We start from the raw sequence: 25317 nt of genomic DNA, 5'->3' as shown, positions 1-25317 counted from the left end.
CCGCCAGCCCAGCTTATGCAGCCGTTCCATCAGGCTGACGATCAACAGCGAATGCCCGCCAAGTTCAAAGAAGTGGTCATGGCGGCCGACCTGCTCCAGCCCCAGTAGGTTTTGCCAGATTTGTGCCAGAGCAATTTCTACGTCTCCCACTGGGGCTTCATACTGACGGGTGATCACCGCTGACCCGTCAGGGGCCGGCAGCGCCTGCCGGTCGAGTTTACCGTTGGGGGTCAATGGGAAAGCATCCAGCATCACAAAGGCGCTGGGCAGCATATAGTCAGCCAGATGTTGGGCAAGTTGCCGGCGCAGTTCGGCCGGCAGCAGTTCAACGCCCTCCTGTGGACGCAAATAAGCGACCAACTGTTTTTGCCCTGTCGCGTCTTCGCGGGCGAGAACGACGGCCTCGCGCACGCCGTGGCACTGCATCAGTTGGGCCTCGATTTCACCCAGTTCTATGCGGAAACCGCGCAGCTTGACCTGAAAATCATTGCGGCCAAGGTACTCAATCGTGCCGTCGGGCAGCCAGCGGCCGAGGTCGCCGGTTTTATACATGCGGGCGTTCAGGTCTGACGAGAAGGGATCGATGAGGAAGCGTTCTGCCGTCAGCTCCGGCTGATTGAGGTAACCTCGCGCCACGCCGGCACCGCCAATATAAATTTCACCGGCCACACCGAGGGGCACGGGCTGGCCGTGGCTATCCAGGATATAAATCCGGGTATTGGCGATCGGGCGGCCGATACTGGGCTGCGGCAGGGATACGTCTACCGGGCAGAAACTGGCATCCACCGTACATTCTGTTGGCCCGTACACATTGATGAAGCGGGTGGTTTCTATCTGTTGCAGTCTGGACCAGATCAGGGGCGGAATAGTGTCACCCCCGATCAGTACCCGCTGGGGTTGATACCCGGCGGAGGTGCCTAAACCGGCGTCCAGCAGCCATTGCAATTGAACCGGGGTGCAGTCAAACAGATCCACGGCATAGCGGGCAAAATAGTGCCAGAGCGCCAAGCCATCGGTACGCAGGGCTTCCGGGACAAGCACCAGAGTATGGCCGGCAAGCAACTGGAACCAACTGCTCACCGAGGCATCGAAGACAATACTGGCATTCATGGCCACGCGGCACGGTGGCGTGAGGGCGAGTACGGGGTTTAATCCCGCATAAAGATTGATGACATTCCGGTGCGCCACCATCACCCCTTTGGGTCGTCCGGTAGAACCGGAGGTGTAGATCACATAGGCCAAATGCTGTGACGTCAGCCCCAGCGCCTGAACATCAGGATTGTTTTCCCGTTTTTCATCAAAGAGAGGGGATGACGGATCATCAAGCACCACAGTAGGCAGATGGCTGCCCAGGTTTTCCAGCAGGCCCGTCTGGGTGAGTAACACAACCGGCGCGGCATCCGCCAGCATATAATCCAGCCGCTCGGCCGGATAAGCCGGATCGAGCGGCACATAGGCCCCGCCGGCCTTCAAAATCGCCAGCAAGCCCACCATCATCTCCAGACTGCGTTCGGCACAAATCGCCACCCGGTCATCCGGTTGGATACCGAGCGCAATCAGATGATGCGCCAATTGATTGGCACGACGATTCAGTTTGCCATAGCTGAGGGTTTGTTCCTCAAAGATCAGCGCCGTGGCATCAGGACGTTGTGCCGCTTGCGTTTCAAACAGTCGGTGGATCAGCGCATCTTGCGGGAAATTCGCCTGCGTGGCGTTAAAGTCCACCAGCAATTGCTGGTGTTCTGCGGCGGGGATAACCGGCACTTGCAGAATCGGTTGCTGCGGATGCTGGATCAGGGCCTCAATCAGGCCATGCAGGGCAGTGACAAGGTAACGGGTAATGCGGGCGGGATCGACCCCCGCTATGGTCTGGGCGGTGAGCTGGAAACCTGCGGCGCCCAGATCATCCACCGCCAGCGTGATGGGGAAGTTGGTGCGCTCTTCTGCTGTCAGAAGGCGTATCCCGCGCCAAATCTCATCATCCACGGCCTCCGCGTTTGTCTCATTGATATGACTGTGACGGTAGTTCAACAGGGTACTGAACAGGGGCAAGGGAGCCGCCACGCCGCTGCATCGTTGGGCCAGCGCCAGCGGTGCCTGCTCATGTTCCAGCAGCGTGGTCAGGTTTTGATAGGTGGCCTGTACTGCGGCTTGCACGCTCAGGCCGGCCAGCGTGATCCGTATCGGCAGGGTATTGATAAACATGCCCAATATCCTGTCAGCGCCAGAGACTCCCTGCAAACGCCCCAGTAAGACAGTGCCAAAGACGACATCGTCGTGACCACTGATTTTCGCCAGTACCTGCGCCCAGGTGACATGAAACAGTACACCGGAGCTGACGCCCAGGCGGCGGGCTTGGGTGCGAATGGTGTTTGCCAGCGCGGGATCAAGCAACAGGGTTTCTTCATTGATAACACCCTTGTTGCTGGTCATCTCAAGCAGCCCAAAGGGGGCGGTGGGTTCCTCAATATCAGCCAGTTGGCGACGGAAATAAGCTTCGTGTTCAGCGGCGGGCACACTTAACGTTTGGGCAACAAAGTTACGGTACGGCAGGGCTGCCGGCAGGGTTTCAGCTTTGCCCAGCAAGATTTGCGCCATCTCTGCGAAAATCAGCTCCATGGCCATATGGTCACTGACCAGATGGTGAAAACGCAAGACCAGCAGCCACTGATTGTGCTGCGGATCGTAGGCAATATCGGTGGCAAACAACGGGGCCAGCCGCAGATCAAGACGGTGCCGGCGGGGATCAGTGGCGGCACGCAGTTGGGTTATAACGTCTTCTTCGGTGTCTGGGGCGGGTGTAAAGACATTAACGGGCAAGGTTGCCTGACGCCAGACCACCTGAACCGGGTGGGGCAGGCCCTGCCAATAAATGGAGGTGCGCAAAATATCATGGCGGTCGATAACCTGTTGCAGGGCGGCCAAAAAGGCATCGAGCCGTGCCCGGCTGTCAAAGGTGAACAGACTGCGCAGCAGATAATCGTCCCCCTGAGTTTGCAATAAATGGTGAAAGAAAATGCCTTCCTGCAACGGGGCGAGCGGGTAGATATCCTGCACATTGCCGGCACCACCGGGGATCGCCGCCGTCAGGGTGTCGATCTCAGCTTGGGAGAGCGACACCAGCGGCAACATTGCGGGGGTGATCGCCGTGCAGCCGGCAGGGATAAGGTTAGCAGGCACCTCGAAAGCCTTTAAAGCGCGTTGGTCTGCCGACAGGGTTTGTGCCAGCGCCCGCAGGGTCGGGGCATCGAACACGCTGCGCACCTCCAGCCGCCAGCCCAGCTTGTTCAGTCGCTCCATCAGGCTGACGATCATCAGGGAGTGCCCGCCAAGCTCAAAGAAATGGTCATGGCGGCTGACGTGTTCCACTCCCAGCAAGTCTTGCCAGATCTGGGCTAAGGCGATTTCCACGTCTCCGACCGGGGCTTCATAGTGGCGGGTGACCACCGCCGAACCGTCAGGCGCCGGCAGCGCCTGACGGTCGAGTTTGCCGTTGGGGGTCAGCGGGAAAGCATCCAGCATAACAAAGGCACCGGGCAGCATGTAATCCGCGAGGTGCTGGGCAAGCTGCCGGCGCAGTTCTGCCGGCAGGAGTTCAACGCCCTCCTGAGGCCGCAGGTAAGCCACCAACTGTTTTTGCCCGGTCGTGTCTTCACGAACGAGAACGACCGCTTCGTGTACCCCGTGGCACTGCATCAGCCGGGCCTCGATTTCGCCCAGTTCAATGCGGAAACCGCGTAATTTCACCTGAAAATCATTGCGGCCGAGGTACTCGATATTGCCATCGGGCCGCCAGCGGCCGAGGTCGCCGGTCTTGTACATCCGGGCATCGGGATCGGCAGAGAACGGATCACGGCGAAAACGTTCCGATGTCAGTTCTGGGCGATTGAGATAACCACGGGCGACGCCGGCACCGCCAATATAGATTTCACCGGCCACGCCGAGGGGCACCGGCTGGCCGTGTTTATCCAGAATATAGATCTGGGTATTGGCGATCGGGCGGCCAATGGGGATTTCTGGGCGGCCATCTTTATCTTCCATTTCAGGGATGAGATAGGCAGTGGCGAAGGTGGTGGTTTCCGTTGGCCCATACACATGTAACAAAGATTGCGGAGGAGATTCGGCGCGCAGATGAATAGCAGGACGGGTGTCAGTCTGCTCCCCCCCGAACAGGACATAACGCAATCCCGCCAGTGAAGGCCCAATCAAATGGGCATAGTGGTTGAAGAGGGCGGAGGTGAGGAACAGGGCACTCACTCCTTGCGCTGACAAACTGCGACCAAATTCGGCGGCTTGCAGCAACGCTTTTTCGGGGATTAACAGAATACGGGCGCCATGAACCAAGCCGGACCACACTTCCCAGGTGGCGGCATCAAAGGAGATATTGGCGCAGTGGGCAAGACAGTCATCCGGGCCGATATCGGCAAAACCATTATTGATCAGCAAACGCAGCACATTGCGGTGTTCGACCATCACGCCTTTCGGTTGGCCGGTGGAGCCGGAGGTGTAGATTACATAGGCCAAATGACGGCTAGTCAGCCCCAAGCTCTGTGCATCAGGATTATCCGCCGGTTGTGTCGCCAGTTGTGCCGCTAACAGTGGGTCTTGGTCATCAAGAAGATGATCCAGTAACACCGTTGGCAGGGTGCCGGACAGTGTGTCGCGGTGGGCGGCTTGAGTCAGCAAGGCCACCGGCGTGGCATCTTCCAGCATATACGCCAGCCGCTCGGCGGGATAGGCCGGGTCGAGCGGCAGGTAAGCCCCGCCGGCTTTCAGGATAGCGAGCAAACCGATGATCAGTTCCGGACTGCGTTCAGCGCAAATCGCTACCCGATCATCCGGCCGGACTCCCAGTGCAATCAGGTGATGCGCCAATTGATTGGCACGGCGATTCAGTTCGCCATAGCTGAAGGTTTGTTCCTCAAAGATCAGTGCCGTGGCGTCAGGATGTTGTGCCGCCTGCGCTTCAACTCGCTGGTGGATCAACGCATTCTGCGGGAAATCGGCCTGTGTGGCGTTAAAGTCCGTGAGGATTTGCCGGCGTTCGGCGGCGGGGAGTACCGACAGTGGCAGAATCGGTTGCTGCGGATGCTGGCTCAGTGCCTCAATCAGGCCATGCAGGGCGGTGACAAGGTAACGGATAATGCGGGCGGGATCGGTGCCCGTTACGGTTTGGGCGGTCAGCCGAAAATCCACGCCCATATCATCCACCGACAGGGTGATGGGGAAGGAGGTGCGCTCTTCTGCCGTTAGGAGGCGCATCCCGCGCCAAATTTCATCCTCCTCGGCATCTGCCTCACTGACATGACTGTGGCGGTAGTTCAGCAGGGCAGTGAACAGAGGCAGGGCGGTGGGCACGCCGCTGCACTGTTGGGCCAGTGCCAGCGGTGCCTGCTCGTGTTCCAGCAGGGCAGTCAGATTTTGATAGGTGGCCTGTACCACGGCCTGCACGCTCAAATCAGCCAGCGCAATCCGTATCGGCAGGGTATTGATAAACATGCCCAATATTCTGTCGGCACCCGTGACCCTTTGCAGGCGCCCCAGTAAGACCGAACCAAAAACCACATCATCACGGCCACTGGTTTGTGCCAGAACCTGCGCCCAGGCGACATGGAACAGCACGCTGGGGCTGACCCCCGATCGGCGCGCCTGAACGCGAACGGCGTTTGCCAGCGCAGGCTCAAGCAACTGATTTTTTTCGCTGACAGTATCGTCGTGGCGGGGAACCTCAAGCAACCCAAAGGGAGCGGTGGGTTCCTCAATATCGGCCAGTTGGCGACGGAAATAGGCTTCATGTGCAGTGGCGGGCACACTTAACGTTTGGGCAACAAAGTTACGGTACGGCAGGGCGGCCGGCAGGGTTTCGGCATGGCCCTGCAATACCTGAGCCATTTCAGCGAAAATCAGCTCCAGTGTCAGATGGTCACTGACCAGATGGTGAAAACGCAAGGCCAGCAGCCAGTCATTGCGCAGCGGATCGTGGGCGATATCGGCGGCAAACAACGGGGCCTGCCGCAGGTCGAGACGGTGCTGGCGGGGATCAGTGGCGGCCCGCAGTTGGTCTACAACGTCTTCTTCGGTGTCTTGGGCGGAGGTAAAGACATTAACGGGCAAGGTTGCTTGACGCCAGACCACCTGAACGGGCTGGGATAAGCCCTGCCAGTGGACAGACGTGCGCAAAATATCATGGCGGTCGATAATGTGTTGCAGGGCGGCCAAAAAGGCATTGAGCCGTTCACGGCAGTCAAAAGCGAGCAAACAGCGCAGCAGATAATCGTCCCCCTGGGTTTGCAATAGATGGTGGAAGAAAATCCCTTCCTGCAACGGCGCGAGTGGATAAATATCCTGCACATTGCTGACGCCGCCGGGGATCGCCGCCGTCAGGGTGTCGATCTCGGTTTGGGAGAGCGACACCAACGGCAACATGTCGGGAGTGATTGCCGTGCAACCGGCGGGAATAAGGTTAGCAGGCACCTCGAAAATCTGGGGCGCATTCTGGGCGGTTGACAGGGTTTGCGCCAGCGCTTGCAGAACCGGGGCATCGAATACGCTGCGCACCTCCAGTCGCCAGCCCAGCTTGTTCAGTCGCTCCATCAGGCTGACGATCAACAGTGAGTGCCCGCCGAGTTCGAAGAAGTGGTCATGGCGACCGACGTGTTCCAGCCCCAGTAAATCTTGCCAGATCTGAGCCAGGGCGATTTCCACATCCCCCACCGGGGCTTCATAGTGGCGGGTGACCACTGCCGAAGCGTCAGGGGCCGGCAGTGCCTGCCGGTTAAGTTTGCCGTTGGGGGTCAGCGGGAAAGTGTCCAGTATCACAAAGGCACCGGGCAGCATATAGTCCGCAAGGTGCTGGGCAAGTTGCCGGCGCAGTTCTGCCGGCAGAAGTTCAACGCCCTTCTGAGGCCGCAGGTAAGCCACCAACTGTTTTTGTCCTGACGCATCTTCGCGCGCCAGCACGACCGCTTCGTGTACCCCGTGGCACTGCATCAGCCGGGCTTCTATTTCGCCCAGTTCAATACGGAAGCCGCGTAATTTCACCTGAAAATCATTGCGGCCGAGGTAGTCGATATTACCGTCGGGCCGCCAGCGGCCGAGGTCGCCGGTTTTGTACATCCGCGCAGCGGGAGCAGCAGAGAATGGATCACGGTGAAAACGTTCCGCTGTCAGTTCTGGGCGATTGAGATAACCACGGGCGACGCCGGCTCCGCCAATATAAATTTCACCACTGACCCCAATGGGAACCGGCTGGCCGTGTTTATCCAGAATATAGATCTGGGTATTGGCGATCGGGCGGCCAATGGGGATTTCTGGGCGGCCATCTTTATCTTCCATTTCAGGGATGAGATAGGCGGTGGCGAAGGTAGTGGTTTCCGTTGGCCCATACACATGCAGCAAAGATTGCGGAGGAGATTCGGCGCGCAGATGAATCGCGGGACGGGTGTCAGTCTGCTCCCCCCCGAACAGGACATAGCGCAATCCCGCCAGTGAAGGCCCAATCAAATGGGCATAGTGGTTGAAGAGGGCGGAGGTGAGGAACAGGGCACTCACGCCTTGCGCTGACAAACTGCGACCAAATTCGGCGGCTTGCAGCAAAACTTTTTCGGGGATTAACAGAATACGGGCACCATGAACCAAGCCGGACCACACTTCCCAGGTGGCAGCGTCAAAGGAGATATTGGCGCAGTGGGCAAGACAGTCATCCGGGCCGATATCGGCAAAGCCATTATTGATCAGCAAACGCAGCACATTGCGGTGTTCGACCATCACGCCTTTTGGTTGGCCGGTGGAACCGGAGGTGTAGATCACATAAGCCAGATGACGGCTAGTCAGCCCCAAGCTCTGTGCATCAGGATTATCCGCCGGTTGTGTCGCCAGTTGTGCCGCTAACAGCGGGTCTTGGTCATCAAGAAGATGGTCCAGTAACACCGTTGGCAGGGTGCCGGGCAGTGTGTCGCGGTGGGCGGCCTGAGTCAGCAAGGCCACCGGCGTGGCATCTTCCAGCATATACGCCAGCCGCTCGGCGGGGTAGGTAGGATCGAGCGGCAGATAAGCCCCGCCGGCTTTCAGGATAGCGAGCAAACCGACGATCAGTTCCAGGCTGCGTTCGGCACAAATCGCCACCCGATCATCCGGGCGGACACCGAGCGCAATCAGGTGATGCGCCAATTGATTGGCCCGGCGATTCAGCTCACCATAGCTGAGGGTTTGCGCTTCAAAGACCAGCGCCGTGGCATCAGGACGTTGTGCCGCCTGCGCTTCAACTCGCTGGTGGATCAACGCATTTTGCGGGAAATCGGCCTGTGTGGCGTTAAAGTCCGTGAGGATTTGCCGGCGTTCTGCCGCCGATAACAGGGGCAGACGGGCAACGGGTTGGGTTGCATCGTCTACCATCGCGGCCAGTACTTGGTGCAAATAGCCCATCATCCGTTCAATAGTTGCGGCGTCAAACAGATCAAGTGCATACTCCAGTTCCCCCAATAAACCCGCTTCGGTTTCGGTCAGCGATAATGTCATATCGAAGTGGGCACTGTGACGTATCAGTTCAATCGGGGCGAGTTGCAGATCCGGTAACGTGAACGTCTTGGCAGGGATGTTATTGAGTGCCAGCATCACCTGAAAGATCGGGCTGTGGCTTAAACTACGCTCAGGCTGGAGCGTTTCCACCACTTGCTCAAAGGGATAATCTTGATGGGCATAAGCCGCCAGCGCCCGTTCACGGACTTGGTCCAACAGGTCTGCAATGCTGAGGTTATCACTCAGGGTGACGCGCAAGGCCAGGGTATTGACGAAAAATCCCATCAACCCTTCCAGTTCTTTGTGCGGACGATTGGCGACAGGGGTGCCAATAACCACCTCCTCCTGACCACTCAGCCGGGCGAGGACAATACTCCAGGCGGTCAGTACAACCATAAACAGCGTCGTGTTATGGCGTTGTCCAATCGATTTAAGTGATGCCAGTAAGTCAGTATCAAACTGAACAGATAATCGGTTCCCTGCATAAGTTTGTACCGCCGGACGAGGTCGATCCGTGGGGAGTGTCAGCAGGGCTGGGGCACCTTCGAGTTGGGCATGCCAGAAATCGCGCTGTTGGGTAAGCATTTCTCCCTGTAACCAGTTACGCTGCCAGACAGTATAGTCAGCGTACTGAATGGGGAGTGGCGGGAGCAGCGCATCCGTGTTATCCAATTCGGCGCGATAGAGTGCCTCCAATTCGTGCACCAATACACCAATAGACCAGCCATCAGAAATGATGTGATGCTGAGTGATCAGCAGGATATGCTCTTCATCTTCCAGTTGCAGCAATTGGCCGCGGATCAGCGGCCCCTGAGTCAAATCGAAAGGCGTCTGAGCCTCAAGCTCAGTCACTGCCGCAATGCGGGTAGCGTGCTGTTCTGTCTCCAGCGAGCGCAGGTCTTGATAAGAGAGGGCAAAGCCGATATCGGCAGGATCAATCTGTTGGCAAGGTTGTCCCTCAATCAGTATAAAACGGGTACGCAGATTTTCGTGGCGCTCGGTCAGGCGATTGAGCGTGTTATTCAGGGCATCACGGTCAAGGTGACCGGTCAGGCGTAGCCCTGCCTGCATGTGGTAGGCCAGACCCGCAGCCGGATCAAGTTGGTTAAGGAACCACAAACGTTGTTGAGCGAAAGATAATGGCAGAGGCTTATCACGGGCTGCCGGTTTGATGGGCGGCCGCTTCTGGTACTTTTGTGCCTGTAATTGCGCTTTAATTTTCTTTTTTAAAGCAGCTCGTTTCAGATTATCGGGATTGATGTCAGACCTTGTCATTGATTACTTCCTCTGCGGGTATTTTCTTCGCCTAAAATCGTCATTAATTCTTCTGTGGACATTGAATCCAGCGTGTTTTGGAGCGAGTCAAACTCGTTTTTCCCTATCGCCTCCATTTGCGCTGCAAAGATAATCTCCGCCTGTTGCGTTAATTGAGGGGAGAGAAACAGCGAAGAGATGGGAATATCGACCCAGAATTCGTCTTGAATGCGCGTTGATAACTGCATAAGCATCAGTGAATGCCCCCCAAGTTCAAAAAAGTGGTCATGGCGACCCACTTGCTCTAATCCCAGCACCTCCTGCCAGATTTGGGCCAGAATCATTTCTTCCTCACTGTTTGGCGCCTCATAGTGATGGATTGCCACCGCCGATGCGTCAGGGGCAGGCAGTGCCCGGCGGTCGAGTTTGCCATTGGGTGTCAGCGGGAAGGCATCCAGTACCATAAAGGCGCTGGGCAGCATATAGTCGGCAAGGTGTTGGGTGAGTTGCTGACGTAGCTCCACCGGGATCAGTTCACAACCCTCCCGCGGCAACAGGTAGGCCACCAGCCGTTTTTGATCTGGCTCATCTTCACGCGCCAGCACCACTGCCTCACGCACGCCATCGCACTGCATCAGCCTTGCCTCAATTTCTCCCAATTCAATGCGGAAGCCACGCAGCTTGACCTGAAAATCATTGCGGCCGAGGTAGTCGATATTGCCATCGGGCCGCCAGCGGCCGAGGTCGCCGGTCTTGTACATCCGGGCATTGGGATCGGCAGAGAACGGATCACGGCGAAAACGTTCCGCTGTCAGTTCTGGGCGATTGAGATAACCACGGGCGACACCGGCACCGCCAATATAAATTTCACCGGCCACGCCGAGGGGCACCGGCTGGCCGTGTTTATCCAGAATATAGATCTGGGTATTGGCGATCGGGCGGCCAATGGGAATTTCTGGGTGGACGTCTTTATCTTCCATTTCAGGGATGAGATAGGCGGTGGCGAAGGTGGTGGTTTCCGTTGGCCCATACACATGCAACAAAGATTGCGGAGGAGATTCAGCGCGCAGATGAATAGCGGGACGGGTGTCAGTCTGCTCCCCCCCGAACAGGACATAGCGCAATCCCGCCAGTGAAGGCCCAATCAAATGGGCATAGTGGTTGAAGAGGGCGGAGGTGAGGAACAGGGCACTCACACCTTGTGCTGACAGGCAGTGACCAAAAGTGGCGGGTTGCAGCAAGGTTTTCTCTGGGATTAACAGAATACGGGCGCCATGAACCAAGCCGGACCACACTTCCCAGGTGGCGGCATCAAATGAGGTATTGGCGCAATGGGCAATGCAGTCATCCGGGCCGATATTGGCGAAGCCATTATTGATCAGCAAACGCAGGACATTGCGGTGCTCAACCATCACGCCTTTCGGTTGGCCGGTGGAACCGGAGGTGTAGATTACATAGGCCAGATGGCGGGAGGTCAGCCCCAAGGCTTGCACATCAGGAGTGTCCGTCGGTTGTGTCGCTAACAGCGGGTTTTGGTCATCAAGGAGATGATCCAGTAACACCGTTGGCAGGGTGCCGGGCAGTGTGTCGCGGTGGGCGGCCTGAGTCAGCAAGGCCACCGGCGTGGCATCTTCAAGCATATACGCCAGCCGCTCGGCGGGATAGGCCGGGTCGAGCGGCAGGTAAGCCCCGCCGGCTTTCAGGATAGCGAGTAAACCGATGATCAGTTCCGGACTGCGTTCGGCACAAATCGCCACCCGATCATCCGGGCGGACACCGAGTGCAATCAGGTGATGCGCCAATTGATTGGCCCGGCGATTCAGTTCGCCATAACTGAGGATTTGTTCCTCAAAGACCAGCGCCGTGGCGTCAGGACGTTGTGCGGCCTGCGCTTCAACTCGTTGGTGGATCAGCGCGTCTTGCGGGAAATCGGCCTGCGTGGCGTTGAACTCCACCAGCAATTGTTGCCGCTCTGCCGCCGGCAGGATCGGCAGATCCAGAATCAGTTGTTGCGGATTGTGCACTAACGCATCAATCAAACCCCTTATCGCTGTCAGAAGATAATGGGTGACACGAGCCGGATCAATATTGGCCACCGTATGGGCGGTCAGATTAAAACCCTCGCCCAAATCGTCCACCGATAGCGTAATGGGATAGTTGGTGCGTTCCTGCGCGGTGATAACACGCATACCCGACCAGACGGTATTTGCGTCCTCATCATTGGCTTGAGAATGACGGTAATTGAGCAAGGTACTAAACAGTGGCAGGGATTGCGCCACACCACTATCTATACCACTACAGCCTTGCGCCAGTGCCAACGGTGTCTGTTCATGTTCCAGCAGTGTCATTAAGTCATGATAGGTGGCTTGTACAACAGCCTGTACACTGTGACCCGCCAAAGAAACGCGCATTGGCAGGGTATTGATAAACATGCCCAGTATCTGATCGGCACCCGCCCCGCCTTGCAGGCGGCCCAGCAGTACGGAACCAAAGACGACATCATCACGACCGCAGGTCTTGGCCAATACCTGTGCCCACGCGACATGAAACAGGACACTGGGGCTGACTTTCAGGCGTCGGGCTTGGGCGCGAATGGCCTGCGCCAACTCAGACGCAACAGAAAGATGGTCTGCGGCAATGGCGTTATCATCGCTTGGTATTTCATTATTTGATGATTTGTTATCGGGGATGGAGAGAACCCCAAACGGCGCGGTAGGTTCGTCAATATCAGCGAGTCGGGTGCGGAAATAGTCCTCGTGCTCTGTCGCTGATACGTTCAGGGTCTGGGCAATAAAGTTGCGATAAGGCAGTGCGGTGGGCAGCGTTTTCTGACCCTGTAATATCAAAGCTATTTCCGCAAAAATCAGCTCCAGTGTCATATGGTCACTGACCAGATGATGGAAACGCAGTGCCAACAGCCATTCATCCTGTGCGGTATCGTAGGCAATATCCGCCGCAAACAAGGGGGCATGGATCAAGTCAAGGCGATGCCGGTGCGGATCAGTATGTGCTTTTAGCTGGGACGGCACATCGTCCGTTGTGGCCGGAGTAAAAACATGAATATTCAGCCGTGCCTGACGCCAAACCACCTGAACCGGTTGTTCCACTCCCTGCCAGTAAACCGACGTGCGCAAGATATCATGGCGGTTAATCACCTGCTGCAAGGCATCCAAAAAGCTATCGAGACGCTCACGGGAATCGAAAGCAATCAGGCTCTGTAACAGATAGATATCACCCTGTGCCTGCATCAGGTGATGAAACAGGATACCTTCCTGCAACGGTGAGAGTGGATAGATATCCTGTACATTACCCGCTCCACCGGAAACGGTCTCGGTAATCGCATCAATCTTGGCTTGGGATAACGAAACCAGTGGCAACATAGCGGGCGTAATAGCCGTGCAACCGTCAGGAATAAGATTGGGCGGCACCACAAAGGAACTGTTATCACGCTGAAGCGTCTGTGCCATATCGGCGAGGACAGGAACGGCGAAGACACTGCGCACATCAAGCTTCCAGCCGATACGACGTAACTCCTCGATCAAGCTGACGATCATCAACGAATGCCCGCCCAGCTCAAAAAAATGGTCATAGCGACTGACGTGTTCCAGCCCCAGCAAGTTTTGCCAAATCTGGGCCAGCGCAATTTCTGTTTCACCCACCGGGGATTCATAGCCACGTACCACCATCGCAGACGAATCAGGCGCAGGCAGGGCCTGACGGTCCAGTTTGCCATTCGGCGTCAGCGGGAAGGTGTCCAGCATCACAAACGCACCGGGCAGCATATACTCGGCCAGATGCCGGGCGAGTTGCTGGCGCAGTTCAGCCGGCTGCAATTCCACCCCTGCCTGTGGCCGCAGGTAGGCCACCAGCCGTTTCTGATGGGGTTCGTCTTCGCGTGCCAGCACGACCGCCTCACGCACACCGTCGCACTGCATCAGTCTTGCCTCAATTTCTCCCAGTTCAATGCGGAAACCACGCAGTTTGACCTGAAAATCATTGCGGCCGAGATATTCGATATTGCCGTCGGGCAACCAGCGGCCAAGATCGCCGGTTTTGTACATGCGGGCATCCGGCTCTGGAGAAAACGGATCAATAAGAAAACGCTCAGCGGTGAGTTCAGGGCGATTGAGATAACCGCGCGCCACACCGGCACCGGCGATATGGATTTCACCGGCCACACCGAGGGGAACGGGCTGACCGTACAGGTCGAGGATATAGATCTGGGTATTGGCGATCGGGCGGCCAATGGGGATCGAACGGGTCAGATCAACGGGTGAGTCAATGGCATAAGTTGCCGCAAAGGTGGTGGTTTCCGTCGGGCCATAACCGTTAATCAGATAGGCGGGTCGGGAATCAGCTAATTGCACCTGCTGTATATTCCTTGGGTCGAGGACATCACCGCCGGCCAGCAAATAACGTAATTGCCCGAACAGGGGGCTGAGTGCATCCAGATATTCGTTAAACAATCCTGCGGTTAACCAAAGAGCAGTGACCTGCTCCTTAATCAAGCTTCGGCGGAACTGCACCGGATCAAGCAGTACTGATTGGGGAATCACATGCAGACGTGCGCCATTGAGCAGGGCCGCCCAAATTTCCCACGTAGCGGCATCAAATGAGATATTGGCGCAATGGGCAATGCAATCATCCGGGCTGATATCAGCAAAACCATTGTTAACGATAAGACGCAATACATTGCGGTGTTCCACCATCACCCCTTTCGGTTGGCCGGTGGAGCCGGAGGTGTAGATCACATAGGCCAGATGACGGGCAGTCAGCCCCAAGGCTTGAGTATCAGGGTTGTCAGCCGGCTGTGCGGCGAGTTGTGCCGCTAACAGCGGGTCTTGACCATCAAATAAATGGTCAAGTAACACCCTCGGCAGGGTGCCGGGCAGTTTGCTGCTCTGGGTGGTCTGAGCCAGTAAAACAACCGGGGCTGCGTCTTCCAGCATATAAGCTAACCGCTCGGCCGGATAGGCGGGATCGAGCGGCAGATAAGCCCCGCCGGCTTTCAGGATCGCGAGTAAGCCGACGATCAGTTCCAGACTGCGTTCAGCACAAATGGCAACCCGATCATCCGGCCGTACTCCCAGGGCAATCAGGTGATGCGCCAGTTGATTGGCCCGACGGTTCAGTTCGCCATAGCTAAGAGTTTGTTCCTCAAATACGGCGGCGGTAGCCTCAGGCCACTGTACGGCCTGCGCTTCAAACAGTTGGTGGATCAGCGCATCTTGTGGGAAATCTGCTTGAGTCGCATTAAAATCGACCAGCAATTGTTGTCGTTCCGATGCCGGCAGCATCGGCAGCGTGGCAATCCGTTGCGTTTCATCCGCCACCATCGCCGTCAGGGTATGGGTGAAATAAACGACCATGCGTTCAACCGTTGCGATGTCGAACAAATCGGTGGCATATTCCAGCTCGCCCGTTAAGCCGTTCTCGGATTCACTTAAAGACAAGGTTAAATCAAAATGCGCACCACGATGGGTCGTCTCCATCGCCGTGAGTTGTAAACCCGGTAATGTCAATGCTTGGGTTGGAGTGTTATTCAACGCCAGCATCACCTGAAAGATCGGGCTGTAGCTGAGGCTGCGTTCCGGCTGGAGGGCTTCCACCACCTGTTCGAAGGGCAAATCCTGATGGGCATAGGCCGCCAGCGCCCGCTCCCGCACCTGTGTAAGGAGATCTGCCACCCTGAGGTCATCATTGAATGTCACGCGCAGGGCGAGAGTATTGACAAAGAAACCGATCAGCCCTTCCAGTTCATGGTGCTGGCGGCCGGCAACCGGCGTGCCAATCACAATCTCATCCTGACCGCTCAACCGGGCGAGGACACTACTCCAGGCGGTCAGCACAAGCATAAATAAGGTGCTGTTATGGCGCTGTCCCAGTTGTTTCAGTGATGCCAGTAATGGGGCATCAAGATGGAAAGAAATTTGGTTGCCGGCATAAGTCTGCACCGCGGGGCGTGGCCGATCGGTGGGCAGTTCCAGTAAGGCTGGCGCACCTTCAAGTTGAGCACGCCAGAAGTCACGCTGCTCGGTAAGGATGCTCTCTTTTAACTGCTCATGTTGCCAGACCGCATAATCCGCATACTGAATAGGCAGGGGCGGCAAGGAATTATCATCCCCAACAAGGGCGGCGCGATAAAACTCACCCAATTCGCGTACCAGTACCCCAATAGACCAACCGTCGGTAATAATGTGATGCAGGGTAATCAGCAGGATATGCTCTTCATCTGCCAGTTGCAGCAATTGACCGCGAATCAGTGGCCCTTGGGCAAAGTCGAAAGGGGTCTGGGCTTCAAGATCAGCCAGTTCGGTAACACGATGGTGGCGCAGGCCAGCGTCGATATGGCGCAAATCCTGGTAAGACAGGGCAAAACCGATATCAGCCGGATCAATATGCTGGCAGGGTTGGCCGTCAAGGAGCACAAAACGGGTGCGCAGGCTTTCATGGCGGGCAATCAGGTGGTCAAGTGACCTCGTCAGCGCATGGCGGTCAAGCTGACCAGTGAGACGCAGTATCGCAGGCAAATGATAGGCCAGAGACGCCGCCGGATCGATTTGGCTGAGAAACCATAACCGCTGTTGGGCAAAAGAGAGCGGCAGAGGCTGATCTCTGTCTGCGGGTGTGATCAATAACGGTGGTTGCTGAGCTCCGCGAGCCTGCAATTGTTCTGCCACTCTTTTCTCCAGCACAGCGCGTTTCAAGTCATCAAGGTTCACGTTATTTTTTGTCATTGCCTATGTCTCCGCAGGGATTGTCTCCACTTAAAATTGCCATCAATTCTTCTGCTGACATTGAGTCAAGATCGCTTTGGAGTGACTCAATCTCGTTTTCCCCTACCGCACCCATTTGAGCTGAAAAAATGATGGCGGCTTGTTCCACCAATTTGGGCGAACTAAACAATTCGGTCAGGGAAATATTGACCAAGAATCGGCTTCTTATGCGTGTTATCAGTCTGACGGCCATTAATGAGTGCCCACCCAGTTCAAAGAAATGGTCGTGGCGGCTGATACGCTCCAGTTCTAATAACTCTTGCCAGATCTGAGCCAAATCCGTTTCTATTTGTCCTTGTGGCGGCTCATAGTCACGGGTCACCACGGCAGACGAATCCGGGGCAGGGAACGCCCGGCGGTCGAGTTTGCCGTTAGGGGTCAGCGGGAAAGTGTCCAGCACCACAAAAGCACTGGGGAGCATATAGTCGGCAAGGTGTTGGGTGAGTTGCTGACGTAGCTCCGCCGGGATCAGTTCACAACCCTCCCGCGGCAACAGGTAGGCCACCAGCCGTTTTTGATCTGGCTCATCTTCACGCGCCAGCACCACTGCCTCACGCACGCCATCGCACTGCATCAGCCGGGCTTCTATTTCGCCCAGTTCAATACGGAAGCCGCGTAATTTCACCTGAAAATCATTGCGGCCGAGGTAGTCGATATTACCGTCGGGTCGCCAGCGGCCGAGGTCGCCGGTTTTGTACATGCGGGCTTGCGGGTCGGCAGAGAACGGATCACGGTGAAAACGTTCCGCCGTCAGTTCAGGCCGGTTCAGATAACCGCGCGCGACGCCGGCACCGCCAATATGGATTTCACCGGCCACACCGAGGGGTACGGGCTGACCGTGGCTGTCCAGAATGTAAATTTGAGTATTGGCAATCGGGCGGCCAATGGGAATCGAACGGGTCGGATCAACCGGGGTATCAATGGCATAAGTTACCGCAAAGGTGGTGGTTTCCGTCGGGCCATAGCCGTTAATCAGGTGGGCAGGCCGGGATTCAGCCAACTGTACCTGCTGTATTTTCCTTGGGTCGAGGACATCACCGCCGACCAGCAAGTAACGCAATTGCCCAAATAGGGGGCTGAGCGCATTCAGGTATTCGTTAAATAACCCCACCGTTAGCCAAAGGGCCGTGACGTACCCCTTGAGCAGCGTCTGGCAGAACTGTACCGGATCAAGCAACACCGATGGGGAAACCACATGCAGGCGTGCGCCATTGAGCAGGGCAGCCCAGACTTCCCACGTTGAGGCGTCAAAAGCCGGATTGGCACAATGAGCAATACAGTCATTCGGACTGATATCCGCAAAACCACTGTTAACGATCAGACGCAGGACATTGCGGTGCTCAACCATCACCCCTTTCGGTTGGCCGGTCGAACCGGAGGTGTAGATTACATAAGCCAGATGGCGGGCGGTCAGCCCCAAACTCTGTGCATCAGGATTATCCGCCGGTTGTGCCGCTAACAGCGGGTCTGGGTCATCAAGGAGATGATCAAGTAACACCGTTGGCAGGGTGCCGGACAGTGTGTCGCGGTGGGCGGCCTGAGTCAGCAAGGCCACCGGCGTGGCATCTTCCAGCATATACGCCAGCCGTTCGGCGGGATAGGCCGGGTCGAGCGGCAGGTAAGCCCCGCCGGCTTTCAGGATAGCGAGCAAACCGACAATCAGTTCCGGACTGCGTTCGGCACAAATCGCCACCCGATCATCCGGCCGGACTCCCAGTGCAATCAGATGATGGGCCAACTGATTGGCACGGCGGTTCAGTTCGCCATAACTGAGCGTTTGCGCTTCAAAGATCAACGCAGTGGCATCAGGGTGTTGTGCCGCCTGTTCCTCGAACAGGGCGTGGATCAGCGCCTCCTGCGGGAAATCGGCCTGTGTGGTGTTAAAGTCCGTGAGGATTTGCCGGCGTTCTGCGGCGGGGAGTACCGACAGTGGCAGAATCGGTTGCTGCGGATGCTGGCTCAGTGCCTCAATCAGGCCATGCAGGGCGGTGACAAGGTAACGGATAATGCGGGCGGGATCGGCACCCGTTACGGTTTGGGCGGTCAGCCGAAAATCCACGCCCATATCATCCACCGACAGGGTGATGGGGAAGTTGGTGCGCTCTTCTGCCGTCATGAAGCGCATTCCGCGCCAAATTTCATCCTCCACGGCCTCCGTGTTTGTCTCACTGACATGACTGTGGCGGTAGTTCAGCAGGGCAGTGAACAGGGGCAAGGGCGCGGCTACGCCACTGCACTGTTGGGCCAGTGCCAGCGGTGCCTGCTCATGTTCCAGTAATGTGGTTAGATTTTGATAGGTGGCCTGTACCACGGCCTGTACGCTCAAATCAGCCAGCGCAATCCGTATCGGCAGGGTATTGATAAACATGCCCAATATTCTGTCGGCACCCGTGACTCCTTGCAGGCGCCCCAGTAAGACCGAACCAAAAACCACATCATCACGGCCACTGGTTTGTGCCAGAACCTGCGCCCAGGCGACATGGAACAGTACGCTGGGGCTGACTCCCGACCGGCGCGCCTGAACGCGAACGGCGTTTGCCAGCGCAGGCTCAAGCAACTGATTTTTTTCGCTGATAGTATCGTCGTGGCGGGGAACCTCAAGCAGCCCAAAGGGAGCGGTGGGTTCCTCAATATCAGCCAGTTGGCGACGGAAATAGGCTTCGTGTGCAGTGGCGGGCACACTTAACGTTTGGGCAACAAAGTGACGGTACGGCAGGGCGGCCGGCAGAGTTTCAACATGGCCCCGTAGCACTTGGGCCATTTCCTCGAAAATCAGCTCCAGTGTCAGATGGTCACTGACCAGATGATGAAAACGCAAGGTCAGCAGCCAGTCATTGCGCAGCGGATCGTGGGCGATATCGGCGGCAAACAACGGCGCCTGCCGCAGGTCGAGGTGGTGCCGGTGGGGATCAGTGGCGGCCCGCAGTTGGTCTATAACGTCTTCTTCGGTGTCTGGGACGGGGGTAAAGACATTAACGGGCAAGGTTGCCTGACGCCAGACCACCTGAACAGGCTGGGGCAGATCCTGCCAGTGGACGGAGGTGCGTAAAATATCATGGCGGTCGATAACCTGTTGCAGGGCGGCTAAAAAGGCATTGAGCCGTTCACGGCGGTCAAAAGCGAGCAAACAGCGCAGCAGATAATCGTCCCCCTGAGTCTGTAATAGATGGTGGAAGAAAATCCCTTCCTGCAACGGCGCGAGTGGATAAATATCCTGCACATTGCTGACGCCGCCGGAATGCGCCGCCGTCAGGGTGTCGATCTCGGTTTGGGAGAGCGACACCAACGGCAACATGTCGGGAGTGATCGCCGTGCAACCGGCGGGGATAAGGTTAGCAGGCACCTCGAAAATCCGGGACGCATTCTGGGCGGTTGACAGGGTTTGCGCCAGCGCTTGCAGAACCGGGGCATCGAATACGCTGCGCACCTCCAGTCGCCAGCCCAGCTTGTGCAGTCGCTCCATCAGGCTGACGATCAACAGCGAGTGCCCGCCGAGTTCGAAGAAGTGATCATGGCGACCGACGTGTTCCAGCCCCAGTAAATCTTGCCAGATCTGAGCTAAGGCGATTTCCACCTCCCCCACCGGGGCTTCATAGTGGCGGGTGACCACTGCCGAACCGTCAGGGGCCGGCAGCGCCTGCCGGTCCAGTTTGCCGTTGGGGGTCAGCGGGAAAGTGTCCAGTATCACAAAGGCACCGGGCAGCATATAGTCCGCAAGGTGCCGGGCAAGCTGCCGGCGCAGTTCGGCGGGCAGGAGTTCAACGCCCTCCTGTGGCCGTAGGTAGGCCACCAGTTGTTTTTGCCCGGTCGCGTCTTCGCGCGCCAGCACAACCGCCTCGCGCACGCCGGGGCACTGCATCAGCCGGGCTTCTATTTCGCCCAGTTCAATACGGAAACCACGCAGTTTAACCTGAAAATCATTGCGGCCGAGGTATTCAATCGTGCCGTCGGGCAGCCAGCGGCCGAGGTCACCGGTCTTGTACATGCGGGCATCGGGTTCGGCTGAGAACGAATCGGCAAGGAAACGTTCCGCCGTCAGTTCAGGCCGGTTCAGGTAGCCACGCGCCACGCCCGCCCCACCGATATAGATTTCTCCAACCACACCGAGGGGCACGGGCTGGCTATGGCTATCCAGAATATAAATGCGGGTGTTGGCTATCGGTTTTCCGATGGGCACGTTGTCGGGGAGATGCTCCTGATGATCAATATCAAATGTGATACAACCAACCACCGTTTCAGTCGGACCATACTCGTTAACCAGCCGTGATTCAGGCGAGAGTTCATGCCAAAGGGTGACAAGTGAACGGGGAAAGCTCTCCCCGCCGACGATAAAACAATGGGCAGGGCAGAACTGTTTGGCCGTTAGTAATTCCTGACCAATGGCGGCAAGATGACTGGGAGTCATCTTAACCAGCGTCGCGGACGCCATCGGGGTGGATAATAGTGAGGGCACCAGCTCAGTCAGTTCCTGTCCTTCCCGAATAAGGTGGATTTTTCCGCCACAAAGCAGCGGTAGGTAAATACTGGTGACCGTGGCATCAAAGGAAACCGGGGATGATACGATGCTGTTTGTCTGTCCGGCAGCCACATAATGACTGTCGGCCCACTGCAAGTAATTGCTCAATCCACGGTGTTCGACCATCACCCCTTTCGGCCGTCCGGTGGAGCCGGAGGTGTAGATCACATAGGCCAGATGTTGTGATGTCAGCCCCAACGCCTGAACATCGGGATTGTTTTCCCGTTTTTCATCAAAGAGAGAGGATGACGGGGCATCAAGCACCACCGTCGGTAAGTGACTGTTCAGCGTGTCTACCAAGGCCGCCTGGGTGAGTAACACCACCGGTGCGGCATCTTCAAGCATATACGCCAGCCGTTCGGACGGATAGGCCGGGTCGAGCGGCACATAGGCACCGCCGGCCTTTAGAATAGCCAGCAAACCCACCACCATTTCCAGACTGCGCTCGGCACAAATGGCGACCCGATCATCCGGCCGTACTCCCAGTGCAATCAGATGGTGCGCCAGACGATTGGCACGGCGGTTTAGTTCGCCATAACTGAGCGTTTGCGCCTCAAAAACCAACGCTGTGGCATCAGGGCGTTGTGCCGCCTGTGCTTCGAACAGTTGATGGATCAGTGCATCCTGCGGGAAATCGGCTTGAGTGTCGTTGAAATCGACCAGCAATTGCTGACGTTCTGCCAGCGATAACAGGGGCAGGCGGGCAACGGGTTGGGTGGCATCGTCCACCATCGCGGCCAGTACGTGTTGCAGATAGCCGGCTATCCTTGCAATCGTGGCAGCCTCAAACAGGTCAACCGCATATTCCAGTGCCCCGAACAGGCCGGCATCGGTTTCCGTCAGGGACAGGGTTAAATCGAAGTGGGCACTCTGGTGTGCCTGCTCAATCGGGGTAAATTGCAGGCCCGGTAATGTCAGCTCCGTGGCCGGTGTATTGTTGAGGGCCAGCATAACCTGAAAGATCGGGCTGTGGCTTAAGCTGCGTTCCGGCTGGAGGGTTTCCACCACCTGTTCAAAGGGCAGATCCTGCTGGGCGTAGGCGGCCAGTGCCCGTTCACGAACTTGGTTGAGCAATCCGGCCACCGTGGTGCGCTCATCCAAGGTAACGCGCAAGGCCAGCGTATTGACAAAGAAGCCCATCAATCCTTCCAGCTCATGGTGCTGACGGCCGGCAATCGGCGTGCCGATAACCACCTCCTCCTGACCACTCAGCCGGATGAGGACAATACTCCAGGCACTCAACAGGGTCATAAACAGGGTGGTGTGATGGCGCTGCCCCAGCGTTTTAAGTGAAGCCACTAAGCCGGCATCAAAATGAAGCGGGATTTGGCTGCCGGCATAGCGCTGTATCGCCGGGCGGGGGCGGTCGGTGGGCAAGGTCAGCAGGGCGGGTGCCCCTGCAAGCTGGTCACGCCAGAAATCCCGCTGTACCGTGAGCCGCTGATCGTTTAACTGTTCATGTTGCCAGACCGCATAATCCGCATACTGAATAGGCAGGGGCGGTAAGGGATGATGATCGCCCTCAAGCGCCGCAGAGTAGAAAATTCCCAATTCGCGTACCAGTACCCCAAGTGACCAGCCGTCGGTAATAATATGGTGCAGGGTGAGCAATAACACATGCTCCTCCCCGGCCAGTTGCAGCAGTTGACCACGGATCAGCGGGCCTTGGGCGAAATCGAAGGGCGTCTGCGCTTCCCGTTCGGCCAGTTCGGTCACGCGGTCGCCCTGCAACGTCGGATCAAGCGGACGCAGGTCGTGATAAGTCAGGGTGAAGCCGGTATCAGCAGGATCAATCTGTTGACAGGGCTGTCCTTCAATCGAGACAAAGCGAGTTCGCAGGCTTTCATGGCGATCAACCAAATGATCAAGTGCCATAGTCAACGCCTGACGATTAAGTGAACCGGTCAGGCGGAGTGCCACCGGAATATGGTAGGCCAGGCTGGCCGCCGGATCGAGTTGCCCCAGGAACCACAGGCGCTGTTGGGCAAAAGAGAGCGGTAAGGGGTGATGGCGGTCAGCCGTCGGGATCACCGTTTGCAGGGTAGTGGCCGTTTGGGCGAGCGTATGCGCCAGTGTCATTAAGACGGGTTGATCAAAAAGTGTCTGTAACGGTATTTCTCGCGCCAGTTTCTGGCGTATGCGGGCGACCAGTTGGACGGCAAGCAGGGAGTGTCCGCCAAGTTCAAAGAAATGGTCATGGCGGCCAACCTGCTCCAGTCCCAGTAGGTTTTGCCAGATTTGTGCCAGGGCAATTTCTACGTCCCCCACCGGGGCTTCATAGCGGCGGGTGACCAGCGCAGAACCGTCAGGAGCCGGCAGCGCCTGACGGTTAAGTTTGCCATTGGGCGTGAGCGGAAAGGTTTCCAGCATCACAAAAGCACTGGGCAACATATAGTCAGCGAGGTGTTGGGCAAGCTGTTGGCGCAGTGCGGCCGGCAGGAGTTCAACGCCCTCCTGTGACCGCAGGTAGGCCACCAGTTGTTTTTGCCCTGTCGCGTCTTCGCGCGCCAGCACAACCGCCTCGCGCACGCCGGGGCACTGCATCAGTTGGGCCTCGATTTCGCCGAGTTCAATGCGGAAACCGCGCAGCTTGACCTGAAAATCATTGCGGCCGAGGTATTCAATCGTACCGTCGGGCAGCCAGCGGCCGAGATCACCGGTTTTGTACATGCGGGCACCGGGATCAGCAGAGAACGGATCGGCGAGGAAACGTTCTGCGGTCAGTGCCGGGCGGTTTAAATAACCCCGGGCCAGCCCCGCGCCGGCAATATAGATCTCACCCGCCACGCCAGAGGGAACAAGCTGATCATGAGAGTCGAGAATGTAGATTTGGGTATTGGCGATGGGGCGGCCGATCACGGAAACTGTCGGTACACCTGATTGGGCGGAATATTCATACCAAGTCGCGTCACCATTCACTTCGGACGAACCGTAAAAATTGAGCAACCGGAGTCCGGGGTAATGGGTTACTACTTGTCGCGCCAGTTCAGGGGTGAGTTGTTCCCCGCTGCAAACCAATATCCTGATTGATGTTAGAGAGTGACGGTTATCGCGGTGATCATCACCGTGATCGGATATCAGGAGTTTCAAGAGTGAAGGGACAACCACCAAGGTGTTAACGTTAAAGCGCTGCAAGTCTTTGCTGAAACGGACCGGATCTTTCACGGTGTGGTTGTCGAAAACCACCAGTTTGCCGCCAGCCAGCAATACACCCAGCGTTTCAGTTATCGAATCGACAAAGCTGATACTGGTTTTCAGGGCGCCCACCAGTGGTGATGTCGCGATATCCCGGACAAACCACAACAGCCGGTTGCTCAGGGCTTGGTAGCTACTCATTACCCCCTTGGGCAAGCCGGTGGAGCCTGAGGTATACACCACATAAGCCAGATGGTGAGCGGCCAGATCCGGAACCTCTGGATTGTGTTCAGGTTGGGCTTCCATCAGTGGCTCTTGGGCGTCGAGCATGATTATCGGTATAGATATCGGTATAAGTTCGCCAGACTCAGGACGGGTAAAGTGATCAGCCCATGCCGTTTGTGTCAGGATGACGACGGGGGCTGAATCCTCAAGCATATATTTCAGCCGCTCGGTCGGATAAGCGGGATCAAGTGGCACATAGGCTCCCCCCGCCTTGAGAATACCAAGCAGACCCACCACCATTTCCAGACTACGCTCGACACACACGGCGACACGCTCATCCGGTCGGACACCCAACGCAATCAGATAATGGGCCAGCTTATTGGCCCGGCGATTCAGTTCGTCATAGTTGAGTGATTGTGCGCCGCATACTACGGCGATATCGGTGGGATGATGTGCCGCTTCGGTTTCAAGGAGTTGATGGATCAGGACATCTTGCGGGAAATCTCTTTGCGTGGCATTGAAATCCACCCGTAATTTTTGTTGCTCCGGGGCGGACATAATCGGTAATTGCAGAACAGGTTGCTGCGGGTTGTGGATCAGTGCCTCAATGAGTCCCCCCAGGGCGGTAACCAGATAATGGGTGATGTGTGCGGGATCGATACCCGCTACCGTCTGGGCGGTGAGCTCGAAACCGGTGCCCAAATCGTCCACTGTTAGGGTAACGGGATAAGTCGTGCGTTCCTCTGCGGCCAGAATATGGATACCGGCCCACATTGTCTCCGCCGTTGCGTTGTCACCCGCGGCGCTGTGGCGGTAATTTAACAGGGTACTGAACAGCGGCACCGACGGTGTCATGCCGCTGCAACGTTGTGCCAGAACCAGCGGGGCCTGTTC

At 57.0% G+C, this 25317-nt stretch carries 3 protein-coding genes (2 of these 3 only partly in view); all 3 read right to left on the bottom strand.

Features of this window, described 5'->3' with window-relative positions; genetic code table 11:
* Tightly spaced (each overlapping or abutting the next), the 3 genes in view from XDD1_RS10525 to XDD1_RS10515 form a layout consistent with a single transcriptional unit that may run on beyond the window.
* Positions 1-9792, bottom strand: the 5' portion of a protein-coding gene (locus XDD1_RS10525) for a non-ribosomal peptide synthetase (RefSeq protein WP_045970999.1). The gene continues 5091 nt to the left of window position 1, outside the view; 9792 of the gene's 14883 nt are visible here — the first part of the coding sequence; the start codon lies at positions 9790-9792; its stop codon lies beyond the left edge, outside the window.
* Positions 9789-16508: a non-ribosomal peptide synthetase gene (locus tag XDD1_RS10520; protein ID WP_045970997.1), complete on the bottom strand. Its 6720-nt coding sequence runs from the start codon at positions 16506-16508 to the stop codon at positions 9789-9791. Before XDD1_RS10520 ends, XDD1_RS10525 begins: the two co-directional genes overlap by 4 nt.
* Positions 16495-25317 carry the end of a non-ribosomal peptide synthase/polyketide synthase gene (locus XDD1_RS10515; protein ID WP_045970995.1) on the bottom strand. It continues 13110 nt past the right edge of the window, so 8823 of the gene's 21933 nt are visible here — the last part of the coding sequence; the start codon falls outside the window, past its right edge; the stop codon is at positions 16495-16497. The genes XDD1_RS10520 and XDD1_RS10515 overlap by 14 nt, the downstream gene beginning before the upstream one ends.

The organism is Xenorhabdus doucetiae (assembly GCF_000968195.1).
GTDB lineage: Bacteria > Pseudomonadota > Gammaproteobacteria > Enterobacterales > Enterobacteriaceae > Xenorhabdus > Xenorhabdus doucetiae.
This window is presented reverse-complemented; position numbering and strand designations above follow the sequence as displayed.

What these genes read in the sequence shown, in the direction of transcription:
- XDD1_RS10520 (WP_045970997.1), bottom strand. Translation starts at nt 16,508, where the DNA reads ATGACAAAAAATAACGTGAACCTTGATGACTTGAAACGCGCTGTGCTG.